This window comes from Micropruina sp. (assembly GCF_047607385.1).
Taxonomy (GTDB): domain Bacteria; phylum Actinomycetota; class Actinomycetes; order Propionibacteriales; family Propionibacteriaceae; genus Micropruina.
This window is the reverse complement of record NZ_JASGDE010000146.1, coordinates 23,710-34,750: the sequence shown is the minus strand read 5'-3', so window position 1 is coordinate 34,750 and position 11,041 is coordinate 23,710. Positions and strand designations below refer to the sequence as shown.

The following is an 11,041-nucleotide window of genomic DNA, read 5'->3' as shown; positions in this document are numbered from 1 at the left end:
GCTTCGCCGGACCCGCTCACCGTACGACCCGGTACGCCTTCGCGTTCCCGGCTTGCCATTGCACCCATCTGGTGCCGCTCGCTACGGCGCCCATCGGTGGATCGAGGCTAAGAGGTTCCGCCAACCCCCGTGCGCTCCCGGGGCGCGGGGCGTCCCGGGAGCGGCGGATCAGGGTTGGGTGAAGGCGTAGCCGTCGAGGGTGGCGCCGCCGAAATAGGTGGACGGGAACTCGCCGAACTCGGTGAACGACTGGCCGTTGACCGGGTCGAGGATCAGCATCCCCTCACCTTGGACGCCGGCGATGATCACGTAGTGGCTGCCGCCGCTGGTCCAGGTGATCCCGGCGACGACCGGACGTCCCGCGCCGATCTCGGCGGCGATGTCGGCGAGCGTCAGGTTCGGACCGTGCCAGCCGGCGAGGTTGCCGACCTTCTTGAGCGAATCGGTGACGCCGCCCGACTTCAGGTAGCGGGTGTCGATTCCGAGTGCCGGGTCGTCGAGCACATAGCGCGCGCCGATGGCGTACGGATCGGCATAGCGGGTGGCCAGGGCGGGGTTCGCGTCCAGGGCCTGTTGGGTCGGGCAGGCCTGGGTGTCGGTCGGGAACCCGTTGATCTCCTGACCGATCTCGGTCATCACTCGGCACTGTGTCCAGCTGCTGGCCGGGTCGTAGAAGTGGTCGATGGTGACGGCGGTCGCGATCCAACACCACAGCCGGCACTGCTGATATTGCAGCCGTACCCGGAGGGTGTCGGTGACCTCCGGCACGTAGGTCTGGATCTCGACGGGCTTGGCGTCCAGCACCGTGATGTCGGTGACCACGTTGAGCGGGGCGTCCCAGCCGATATTGACCACGAAGGTGACGCCGTGGTTGGGGTCGTAGGGCGGTCCGTGCGGTGCCACGTTGTCGGCCGAGATGGTCGCGGCACCGATGAAGCGGACGTGCTCGGCGGTGTACTCCGAGGCGGTCACCACGACCACCGAGTCGTGGTCGATGATCCCCCAGTTGAAGTTCAGGGTGGCGCGTCCGTGCAGCGCTCCCCAGTACTTGCGGACGGTCTGTGGCATCGCTCGCGCCGTCCGCTAGTACTGGATCTCGACGGGAGGCGCGTCCAGCACCGTGATGTCGGTCACGATGTTGAGCGGCGCGCCCCAGCCGACGTTGACCACGAAGGTGACGCCGTGGTTGGGATCGTAGGGCGGTCCGTGCGGTGCCACGTTGTCGACCGTGATGGTCGCCGCGCCGATGAACGGGTGCTCGGACGTCGCGGGCGTGGTGACCCTGTACTCCGACGCGGTCACGATGACGACCGAGTCGTGGTTGATCGCGGCCCAATTGAAGTTGAGCGTCACGCGACCCTGGAATGGTCCCCAGTACTTGCGGATGGTCTGTGGCATGTTCGGGACTCCGATCTCGCCAGCCTGTCTCCGGCCGACCCTAGACCCGCCCTGCACCGGGGGATAGGGAGCAACTTTGCCCATCCGCCGGCCGGGTGGGGCGGGTCGGCCCAAGCCGGAACCGCCGGGCAAGACGTCGAGCCGCGCTGTCGGCGGCGCCCGGTAGGTTGCTGATATGCGTTATGGACCGGTGGGTGACAGTGGACTGATGGTGTCGGCGGTGGGCGTTGGCTGCAACGCCTTCGGGGCCCGGATCGATTTCGACCAGACGAAAGCGGTCGTCGACGCGGCGATCGAGGCCGGCATCACGCTGTTCGACACCGCCGACTCCTACGCCGACGGGGTCAGCGAGGAGTTCCTCGGCCGTGCCCTGGGCAGCCGCCGCGAGGACGTGATCGTGGCCACCAAATTCGGCATGGGCGACCACGACGCCGAGCACTTCGGCGCCCACGGCGGACGCCGCTACGTGCGCCGCGCGGTCGAGGCCAGCCTGCGCCGGCTCGGCACCGACTACATCGACCTGTACCAACTGCACCGGCCCGACTCGATCACCCCGATCGAGGAGACCCTGGACGCGATGAGCGAACTGGTCGTCGAGGGCAAGGTGCGCTACATCGGCTCGTCGAACCTGACCGCCTGGCAGGTCGCCGACGCCGACTGGGTGGCGCGGACGTCCGGAACCCAGCGGTTCATCTCGGCGCAGAACGAGTACTCGCTGTACAACCGGCTCGCCGAGGACGAGCTGGTGCCGGCCTGCGAGCGGTTCGGGATCGGCCTGCTGCCCTACTTCCCGCTGGCATACGGCCTTCTCACCGGCAAGTACCGGCGCGGAGAGGCCGCACCGGAGGGGTCGCGGCTGGCCGCCCAGACCAGCCGGCTGGCCGGTGCCGACTGGGACCGGATCGAGGCCCTGCAGGCGTTCGCGGACGCCCGCGAACTGCCGATGCTGAGTGTCGCGATCGGCGGGCTGGCCGCCCAGCCGGTGGTGGCCAGCGTGATCAGCGGCGCCACCCGTCCCGAGCAGATCGCCTCGAACGTCGCCGCCGGGGCCTGGCAGCCGTCCGCCGCCGACCTGGCCGAACTGGACGAGTTGCGGCACAGCACGGCCTTCTCGTACACCACCTTCGCATGAGTGCGGAGGGCCTCCGGTCCGATCCGGCGCTGCTCGCCCTGCACGGCGTCCGGGTGCTCGGTGGGCCGTCGGTGGAGAAGATCGCCAAGCGGTTCGGGTTGCCCGCCGACGACGTCCGGGAGCATCTGTTGGACGCCCAGGCGTACGGCTGGGTGAGCCGGCACGAGTTCTTCGGCGAGACCTGGTCGCTGACCGACCGGGGCAGGGCCGAGAACGAACGCCAACTCGGCGCCGAACTGGACGCGGTCGGCGGCCGGGAAGCGGTCGCCGACGTGCACCAACGGTTCCGTCCGCTGAACCGGCGGCACGGTGTCGCCTGCACCAACTGGCAGCTGCACCCCACCCGCTGGGACCGGCGCGCCGCCAACGACCACGACGACCCGGTCTGGGACGCCAAGGTGCTGGTCGAGCTGGAGACCGTCGATCACGAACTGGTGGCGCTCAACGCCGAACTGGCGCGGGTGCTGCGCCGGTTCGGCGGCTACGCGCATCGGCACCATCACGCGTTGAGCCGGGTGCGGAACGGACGCCACGAATGGCTGGACGCCCCCGACCGCGACTCCTGTCAGCTGGTCTGGATCCAATTCCACGAGGACCTGCTGGCCACCTTGTCGATCCCGCGCGGCAGCGACGGCTGAGCCGCCGGCAGCCTCACCGGCGGCTCGCCGGCGAGGTTCAGCCCCTGGTCAGCGCGAGGGTGGGAGCCGGTGCGACGGTGGCCGCGGCACCGGCCAGATCGCGGGCCCGGACGAAGAAGGCCCGCATCCCCAGCCGGCGCAACGTGTGCCAGCCGAGGTTGAACGTGGTCAGCGCGAGCGTCAGGCTGCAGGCCACGATGGCGCCCGGGTCGGGAACCAGCCAGGCCCAGGTCAGCCACAGGCTCTGGTTCAGCACCGCGAGCGTCAGGAACAGCGGCGACAGGCCGCGGATCTTCGGTGAGCGGACCAGTTCGACGCCCTGGGAGACGTAGGAGAACATGCCGGGCACCACCGCCACGATGCCGAAGGCGAGCGAGCCGAGCAGCACGTCGATGCCGATGATCAGCGTCGCCACCGCGACCGGCACGGCCAGCACCAGCGGCAGCGGACGTCCCAGCGACCGGGTGAGCAGCACCAGGATCGACACGGTGCTGCACAGCGCGATCACATTGGTGACCACCTGGGGCGCCTGCCCGATGAGCAGGCCGTGGGCCAGCCAGCTGATGTTGACCGCCATGGTGGAGCACCAGGCGAAGAGCGAGAGCCCTTCCAGCCGGCGGGTTCTGATCAGGCGCAACAGCTGGGGTGTTCCCAGCAGCGCTCCGACTGCGGTTGCTGACCATCCGATCACGGCCACCAGGGACACGAAAACGCACTTCTCTCAGGTGTGAGGAGATTGGGAAGCAGCCCGGGCCCGGTGTGGGCGGGAGCTGAGGCGACGGACGCCGCACCGAGAATCCATCCTTGCAGATCCGCCGCTGTTTCCCCTGACCAGATCACGGGTTGACATGCCCGGGAACCGCCGGCGGTGCGTGCCTCCGGCGTCCGTCCCTCCGTCCGCGACATTGCCCTGGTTCAGCGTCATTCACCGGGTTCAAACCGTGGAAAAGACGCGAAAGCAGGGCAACGTGGCGCGAGGGCCCGGCGGGGACGCGGGCGACGGTGGGCGACGCAGGCTAGGGTGGCAGGCGACACGGGGTGCCGGTACCGAGCCGGCTGAGATCAGACCCGCTGAACCTGCTCTCGTTAGCACGAGCGAAGGGATTCGTCGTGACGCTGCCGTCCAGTTCCATCTCCATCCCCGCCGAGGCCATCACTGCCGAAACCTGTGCTGCGCTGCTGGACGCCGTCCGCGCCGCGACGCCGCTGGTGCAGTGCCTCACCAACCATGTGGTGAGCGGCTTCACCGCCAACGTGCTGCTGGCGCTGGGCGCCGCCCCGGCGATGGTCGACATTCCCGACGAGGCCGGTGCGTTCGCGCCGGTGGCGTCCGGGGTGCTGATCAACCTCGGCACGTTGGGCGGACGGCAACCCGAGGCGATGCGCGAGGCGGCCGCCGCCGCCCACGCCGCCGGGACGCCGTGGCTGCTCGACCCGGTCGCGGTCGGTGCGCTGCCGGTCCGGACGCCGCTGGCCGCCGAGCTGCTCGGGGCGCACCCGACGCTGATCCGCGGCAACGCCTCCGAGATCGCCGCACTGGCCGGCGCCGGTCAGGCCGGACGCGGGGTGGACGCCACGCTGAGCGTCGACGCGGCGTCCGCACCGGCTCGGGAACTCGCCGGCCGCGCGCAGACCGTGGTCGCGGTCTCCGGACCGGTCGACCTGATCACCGACGGCAGCGCGGTGCTGCGGGTCGGCAACGGCCACGAACTGCTCACCCGGGTGACCGGAGCCGGCTGTGCGCTGGGTGCGGTGATGGTCGCCTTCGCCGCGGTCGCCGACGATCCGCTCACCGCGGCCGTCGCCGCGCACTGCGCCTACGGGGTGGCCGCCGAGGACGCGGCGGCCGGCGCCGCCGGCCCGGGTTCGTTCGCCGTGGCGTTGCTGGACGCCCTGGCCGCGCTGACCCCGGACGCGCTGGTCGGCCGGGTCCGGTTGGAGGTGGCCCGATGAGCGTCGACCGGACGGACCTCGACGCCGCAGAGTTCGGCAGCACGGGGTTCGGCAGCACGGGGTTCGACCGCGCAGGGTTCGACCGTACAGACCTCGACGCCGCACGTTTCGACACGACCGTGCTCGCCGTCTACCTGGTCACCGACGCCGGGCAGTGTGCCGCCGCCGGCCGCAGCGTCGCCGACACGGTGGCGGCGGCGGTGCGCAGCGGCGTCCGGTCGGTGCAGGTCCGGGCCAAGGACGCCTCCGGCGCCACCTTCCTCGACGACGTCGCCGCGGTCGCCGATGCCATCGCGTCCGTCCCCGGGGCCGACTGCGTGCTGATCGTGAACGACCGGGTGGACGTGGCGCTGGCCGCCCGCGCCCGCGGCGTCCCGGTGGACGGCGTGCACGTCGGGCAGAGCGACCTGCCGGCGCCGGTGCTGCGGGCGATCCTGTGGCCCGGCGCGATCCTCGGGGTCAGCGCCGCCACGCGTGAGGAGATCAGGGCCGCCGAACCGTACGCCGACTACCTGGGCATCGGCCCGCTGCGCGACACCGCCACCAAGCCGGACGCCGACCCGGCGCTCGGACTGGCCCGGGTCGCCGAACTCGCCGCCACCCGGCTGCCGGCCGTCACCATCGGCGGCGTGCTCGCCGACGACCTGCCCGGGCTGCGGGCCGCCGGCCTGGACGGCGCCGCCGTGGTCTCCGGTATCTGCGCTGCCCCGGATCCGGGCGAGGCCGCCCGGACCTACCTCGCCCGGTGGAACACCGAGGGACGTACTGATGCTTCGTTGGTCGAGCCTGTCGAGACCCCGCCGGCAACGGGTTTCGACAAGCTCAACCAGCGAGACGACGCAGGGATCAACGCCTCCCGAGGTGACGGCATGATCCGGTCCGTTCCGAACGTGCTCTCCATCGCCGGCACCGACCCGACCGGCGGCGCCGGCATCCAGGCTGACCTGAAGGCGATCGGCGCCTGCGGCGGCTACGGCATGGCGGTGGTCACCGCACTGGTCGCCCAGAACACCACGGGTGTCCGGGAGGTCCACTACCCCGACACCGGGTTCCTGCGGGCCCAGCTGGACGCCGTCTCCGACGACGTCGCGATCGACGCCGTCAAGCTCGGCATGCTCGGCACCGTCGAGGTGATCGCGACCGTCCGGGACTGGCTGGAACGGGTCCGGCCGACCGCGGTGGTGCTCGATCCGGTGATGGTGGCGACCAGCGGCGACCGGCTGCTGGACGCCGCCGCCGAGGCCGCGATGCGCGAACTGGCCCGGCTCGCCGACGTGCTCACCCCGAACGTCCCGGAACTGGCCGTGCTGGCCGGCGTGGAACCGGCATCCACCTGGTCGCAGACCCTCGACCAGGCGCAACGCGTCGCGGCCGCCACCGGTGCGCTGGTGGTGGCCAAGGGCGGGCACCTGGACGACGCGACGGTGAGCGATGCCCTGGTCGGGCCGGACGGGCTGCTCGCCCAGGTCGAGCACCCGCGACTCGCCACCCGCAACACCCACGGCACCGGCTGCTCGCTGTCCTCGGCGCTGGCCACCCGCCACGCGGTCACCGGCGACTGGGCGCTGGCGCTGGCCGAGAGCAGCGACTGGCTGGCGGCGTCCATCGCGCGCGGCGACGACCTCGACGTCGGACGCGGCAACGGCCCGGTGCACCACGTCGGCCCGCTCTGGGAGGCCGCCGGCGGCCCGCTGCCCGGACCGATCACCGACTGGTGGTGGCAGCAGGCGTCCGGAATCAGGGACGCGATCGCCGAGCTGCCGTTCGTCCGGGCCCTCGGTGACGGCACCCTGCCGACCGAGGCGTTCACCTGGTACCTGGCCCAGGACGCGCTCTATCTCGGACGCTACGCGCAGTCGCTGGCCGCCGCGTCCCGGATGGCTACCGACGAGGCCGAACGGGCGTTCTGGCACGAGTGCTCCACCTCGGCGATCGCCACCGAACTGCAACTGCACGAATCCTGGGTGGCACCCGAGGTGGTGGCGCAGACCCGTCCCTCGCCGGTCACCACCGCCTACCTGGACCACTTCGCGGATGCCGAAGCGACCGGTGACTACGCGGTTCTCACCGCGGCCCTGCTGCCCTGCTTCTGGATTTACGCCGAGGTCGGGGACGCCCTGGCGGCCCGGAACCGTCCCGGGCACCCCTACGCGGACTGGCTGGCCACCTACAGCGACGAGGCCTTCGCCGAGTCGACCCGGCGGGCGATCGCGATCACCGAGACCGCGGCACGCCGCGCCGGAGCGGGCAGCCGGATGGCCGCCGCCCGGGCGTTCCGGGCCGCCTGCGTGCACGAACGGGAGTTCTTCGCCGCGCCGCTGTCCTGACCTGGACGGACGGTGGGTCCGGGCCTCCGCCGGGATGAACTCAGCGGCCGAGACGGCGTGAACGCGGGGCTGTCCCAGAACTGGACATTCTCGCCCCTGCGTCGTCGATTAAGGTTAGGCTGCCCTTACCAAATACCGGCACCATTGGCGCAGCGATACCAGGGGGTCTCGTGGAACCCGTCCGCACGACAGTCCAAGACACACGCGCCGACACCATGCGCTCTCGCTCGGTGTCGTTGGCGCGGCGACTGCTGACCGGCTCCGGGCGCGCGTCCCTGGTCGCCTACGACCTCTCGCCGCTGGTCGAGGCCGGCGCGCTGTGCCACAGCATGACAGTCACCGGTGACCTGGTGGTCGCCTGCCTGGCCGACGACGCGGTGCCGGCCACCACGTGGACCGACGGCCCGCTGCGGGTGCGGCTCGACATCGTCAAGGAAGCGCCCGAGTGGGCGGTCCGGATCACCGCCTGCGCGGTGCATCTGCTGGGCGAGTTGGAGTGGCTGCCCGGTGAACTGCTGCCCCAGTACCTGGCCGATGCCGGGCTCGACCAGCGGGTGACCGAACTGGCCACCGCGACGGGCGGCCGGTTGGGCATCATCCGGACCGATCGGGTGCTGGTGCACGACAGCGCCGGAGTGCTGCCGCTGTCCTTCGGTGAAGTGGCCGGGGTGCACCCGGCGACCGGGCAGCCGTGGAGCGGTCGCAGCTTCCCCGATGCGGAGCAGGAGTGGGAGGCTCGCGACCAGGTCGGACGGCTGTCGTCGGAAGAACTTGCCGAACTGGTCTTCGCCGCGGCCGCCGGATGGGGCGCCGGTGCGACGCTGTCCAGCCGGGCCGAGGTCACCTGCGCGCACACCGAAGGGCAGGTGTACTGCGTCGATGTCGACCGGACCGGGCTGACCCTGATGGCGGTCGAGCTGGGCCGGGCCACCGTCCACTTCCTTGCCTTCGGCAAGCCCGCAGACAGCATTGACGAGCTGATCGATCGACTCGATCAACTCGTCAATGCGGCGTGTGGTCAGCCGACGGAGTAGCTGAGGCAATCAGCGGCGTCGCCGACGGCGATCTCGCCCGCGGTGCACAGCAGATCCTTGTTGTGCACGCACTCGAGGCGCTTGCAGGCGCCCACCTGGCCGCTGGCCGAGGAGACGCCGGCGCGGGCGTCCAGCTCGACGAAGGTGGTGCAGGTGGCGGCCTCGGAGCCGCCGACGGTGATGGCGAAGGCGGTGCAGCCGCCGTTGTTGAAGGCGCAGGCGGTCGTCGCGCAGGACTTGACGAGCGATGTGGTGCTCATGATCGGTACCTCCCGGTGTGTGTGGCTCGGAATCATGTGTTGCCTCAACGATAACTCTGCGAATCACTCTCATCAAGCATTCTTAGCCTTACCTAAGTCGCTGGATATTTACGATATAGAGACTTTTCAAAATAGGCTTCTGACGTCTCTGACATGTGATTGACAAGGGGTGACGCTGACCTACCTCCGGATGGAGGGTTGATCGTTAACTCCGGAGATAATCGCGATTTTTCTTTTTCGTAAATCGGTTCGGGTCATTCATCGGTGGCGAGCCTGCCGGGGGCGTCCGGCCGGAGCGGGAGCGGAGGGTGCGGGACGGCCCCGGACGGTGGCCGGGTGGGACCGGTCGGTGGGTGCCCCGGTATCCTGATCGGCGGTGTGCCGGGAAGTCTGGTCGGCGCGTCCCCGGAGTGGGGACGGAATCGAAGCCCCTGGAGGCCGCATGCCCTCGTCCGTACCCGACCGTCTAGCCACCCGGCTGGTTCGCCGGCTGACCAGCGAAGTCACCGGCGGGATCGTGCTGCTCGCCGCGGCGGTGCTGGCGCTGGTCTGGGCCAACTCGCCGTGGCGCGGCGCATATCATGCCCTGTCGGCGACGGTGCTGGGTCCCGCCGCGCTCCACCTCGATCTGAGCGTGGCCGCGTGGGCGTCCGACGGACTGCTGGCGATCTTCTTCTTCGTGGTCGGGGTGGAGCTCAAACACGAACTGACCGCCGGCAGCCTCCGGCATCCGCGCGAAGCCGCCGTCCCGGTGGTGGCTGCGGTGGGCGGCATGGTGGTGCCGGCGCTGGTCTTCAGCGGCCTGGTGCTGGGTGCCGGAGAGGCTGCGGCGCTGCACGGCTGGGCGATCCCGACCGCGACCGACATCGCGTTCGCGCTGGCGGTGCTGGCCGTCTTCGGACGCGGGCTGCCGCGCGCGCTGCGACTGTTCCTGCTGACGCTGGCGGTGGTGGACGACCTGCTGGCCATCGTGGTGATCGCGATCGCCTACACCGAGCACATCTCCGGTCCGATGCTGGCCGGGGCGCTGGTCGCGGTCATCGTGTTCGGGGCGTTGGTCCGGCTGCGCTGGACGGCCTGGTGGGTGCTGCTGCCGCTGGCCGTGGTGGCCTGGGGTTTCATGCATGCCTCGGGCGTGCACGCCACGATCGCCGGCGTGCTGCTCGGGCTCAGTGTGCCGCCGTTCCCGATCCACGGCGAGGTTGAATCGCGGACGCGCTACTACGACGAGCTGGTCCGGCCCTGGTCGGCCGGCGTCGCGCTGCCGGTGTTCGCCTTCTTCGCCGCCGGGGTCACCCTGGTCGGCGACGGGCCGGTGGTCTGGCGCGAACCCGTCTTCTACGCCGTCGGGATCGGTCTGCTGGCCGGCAAGCTCGTCGGCGTCCTGGGCGCGACCGCGCTGGTCACCCGGTTCACCCCGCTGCGGCTGCCGGATGCCATCGGCCTGCGTGACCTGCTGCCGATCGGGCTGCTCACCGGCATCGGCTTCACCGTCGCCCTGCTGATCGCCGAGCTGTCCTTCGCCGACGATCCGCACCGCGCCGCCGCCAAGGCCGGGGTGCTGGCCGCCTCGCTGTTCGCCGGAGCACTGGGTGCCGTCGGCCTGCGCTGGGACGCCCGGCGCGTCCGCCAAGCCGACATGAACCGCGACGGCGTCCCTGACTCCGACTCCGGCGTCATCGAGTGAGCCGCGGCGGGTACTCGAGGCTTCTCATCACCCGATCCGCGACGTCCTCACCGACGAACCGCCGGACCAGGTGGATGCCGAGATCGAGTCCGGAGGTGAGCGCGCCGGCGGTGATGACATCGCCGTCGTCCACCACGCGCTCGTCGATCAGCTCGCCGACCAGTGGCTCGAACTCGGCGAAGCAGGAGCGGTTGGTGGTGGCGCGGCGGTCGCGCAACATCCCGGCCGACGCCAGCACCATGGCCCCGGAGCAGACCGCCGCGATCCAGCCGAGTCGGCCTCGCGCCCCGGTCAGCAGACGCGGCAACGTCGCGTCCTGAACTTCCGCCCAGGCGCCGTGGGCGGCGCGGTTCAACCACCCGCCGCCAGGAACGATGACACCGTCCGGCAACCCGGGGCGGGCCAGGAGTCCATGCTCGACCTGGAGGCGCACGCCACGCTGTGAGCAAACCGTCCCGGGACCGTGGACGGCGGTGAGTTCGACCGCCACGCCTCCGGCCGCCAGGGCCTCGAAAGGGCCGAAGACATCGATCTCGTCGAAGCCGTCGAAGACGGCGATCTCTACGCGCATGCCCCCATGCAACCCTCGTCGCCGCACCACAGCCAGTGGCA

General features: G+C 70.8%; 11 protein-coding genes and 1 riboswitch. Of the genes, 6 read left to right on the top strand and 5 right to left on the bottom strand.

The features are described from left to right. Nucleotides 1-168: 168 nt before the first annotated feature. Both QM582_RS13265 and QM582_RS13260 read right to left on the bottom strand, forming a co-directional pair. Nucleotides 169-1,068 carry a papain-like cysteine protease family protein gene (locus QM582_RS13265; protein WP_415085125.1) on the bottom strand — a complete coding sequence of 300 codons (900 nt, stop codon included), beginning with the start codon at nucleotides 1,066-1,068 and terminating at the stop codon, nucleotides 169-171. Between the two features lie 15 nt (nucleotides 1,069-1,083). Next, entirely contained in the window at nucleotides 1,084-1,398 is a 315-nt protein-coding gene (locus tag QM582_RS13260; protein ID WP_415085123.1) for a hypothetical protein, read from the bottom strand. Nucleotides 1,399-1,573: 175 nt separating this feature from the next. On the opposite strand from QM582_RS13260, the gene QM582_RS13255 reads away from it, so the two are divergent. Both QM582_RS13255 and QM582_RS13250 read left to right on the top strand, forming a co-directional pair. Further along, nucleotides 1,574-2,530, top strand: a complete 957-nt coding sequence (locus tag QM582_RS13255) for an aldo/keto reductase (RefSeq protein WP_415085121.1) — start codon at nucleotides 1,574-1,576, stop codon at nucleotides 2,528-2,530. Then, on the top strand, nucleotides 2,527-3,168 hold the full coding sequence (locus QM582_RS13250) for a transcriptional regulator (protein ID WP_415085120.1): 642 nt from the start codon (nucleotides 2,527-2,529) through the stop codon (nucleotides 3,166-3,168). The genes QM582_RS13255 and QM582_RS13250 overlap by 4 nt, the downstream gene beginning before the upstream one ends. Nucleotides 3,169-3,205: 37 nt before the next feature. On the opposite strand, the gene QM582_RS13245 is transcribed toward QM582_RS13250, so the two are convergent. Continuing rightward, entirely contained in the window at nucleotides 3,206-3,805 is a 600-nt protein-coding gene (locus QM582_RS13245; protein WP_415085118.1) for a hypothetical protein, read from the bottom strand. Nucleotides 3,806-4,192: 387 nt separating this feature from the next. After that, nucleotides 4,193-4,291: riboswitch (TPP riboswitch) on the top strand. Between QM582_RS13245 and thiM the strand changes: the two genes are divergently transcribed. From thiM to QM582_RS13230, 3 genes are all read left to right on the top strand, one after another. Beyond that, nucleotides 4,285-5,121, top strand: a complete 837-nt coding sequence (gene thiM / locus QM582_RS13240; protein WP_415085127.1) for a hydroxyethylthiazole kinase — start codon at nucleotides 4,285-4,287, stop codon at nucleotides 5,119-5,121. (Overlaps the previous riboswitch by 7 nt.) Next, nucleotides 5,118-7,448 carry a bifunctional hydroxymethylpyrimidine kinase/phosphomethylpyrimidine kinase gene (gene thiD / locus QM582_RS13235; RefSeq protein WP_415085117.1) on the top strand — a complete coding sequence of 777 codons (2,331 nt, stop codon included), beginning with the start codon at nucleotides 5,118-5,120 and terminating at the stop codon, nucleotides 7,446-7,448. Before thiM ends, thiD begins: the two co-directional genes overlap by 4 nt. A 230-nt stretch (nucleotides 7,449-7,678) precedes the next feature. Beyond that, nucleotides 7,679-8,482 (top strand): hypothetical protein, encoded by an 804-nt coding sequence (locus QM582_RS13230; RefSeq protein WP_415085115.1) that lies wholly within the window; start codon nucleotides 7,679-7,681, stop codon nucleotides 8,480-8,482. On the opposite strand, the gene QM582_RS13225 is transcribed toward QM582_RS13230, so the two are convergent. After that, nucleotides 8,467-8,742, bottom strand: a complete 276-nt coding sequence (locus QM582_RS13225) for a DUF1540 domain-containing protein (RefSeq protein ID WP_415085113.1) — start codon at nucleotides 8,740-8,742, stop codon at nucleotides 8,467-8,469. The two genes, QM582_RS13230 and QM582_RS13225, sit on opposite strands and share 16 nt — an antisense overlap. Before the next feature lie 442 nt (nucleotides 8,743-9,184). On the opposite strand from QM582_RS13225, the gene nhaA reads away from it, so the two are divergent. After that, complete coding sequence (gene nhaA / locus QM582_RS13220; RefSeq protein ID WP_415085111.1) at nucleotides 9,185-10,429, top strand: Na+/H+ antiporter NhaA; 1,245 nt, start codon at nucleotides 9,185-9,187, stop codon at nucleotides 10,427-10,429. On the opposite strand, the gene QM582_RS13215 is transcribed toward nhaA, so the two are convergent. After that, complete coding sequence (locus tag QM582_RS13215; protein WP_415085109.1) at nucleotides 10,419-11,000, bottom strand: DJ-1/PfpI family protein; 582 nt, start codon at nucleotides 10,998-11,000, stop codon at nucleotides 10,419-10,421. The genes nhaA and QM582_RS13215 overlap by 11 nt on opposite strands. Nucleotides 11,001-11,041 lie beyond the last annotated feature (41 nt).

Excerpts from the sequence above, each read along its gene's own strand:
- QM582_RS13265 (WP_415085125.1), bottom strand. The coding sequence starts at position 1,068 with ATGCCACAGACCGTCCGCAAGTACTGGGGAGCGCTGCACGGACGCGCC.
- QM582_RS13260 (WP_415085123.1), bottom strand. The coding sequence starts at position 1,398 with ATGCCACAGACCATCCGCAAGTACTGGGGACCATTCCAGGGTCGCGTG.
- QM582_RS13255 (WP_415085121.1), top strand. The coding sequence starts at position 1,574 with ATGCGTTATGGACCGGTGGGTGACAGTGGACTGATGGTGTCGGCGGTG.
- QM582_RS13250 (WP_415085120.1), top strand. The coding sequence starts at position 2,527 with ATGAGTGCGGAGGGCCTCCGGTCCGATCCGGCGCTGCTCGCCCTGCAC.
- thiD (WP_415085117.1), top strand. The coding sequence starts at position 5,118 with ATGAGCGTCGACCGGACGGACCTCGACGCCGCAGAGTTCGGCAGCACG.
- QM582_RS13225 (WP_415085113.1), bottom strand. The coding sequence starts at position 8,742 with ATGAGCACCACATCGCTCGTCAAGTCCTGCGCGACGACCGCCTGCGCC.
- nhaA (WP_415085111.1), top strand. The coding sequence starts at position 9,185 with ATGCCCTCGTCCGTACCCGACCGTCTAGCCACCCGGCTGGTTCGCCGG.
- QM582_RS13215 (WP_415085109.1), bottom strand. The coding sequence starts at position 11,000 with ATGCGCGTAGAGATCGCCGTCTTCGACGGCTTCGACGAGATCGATGTC.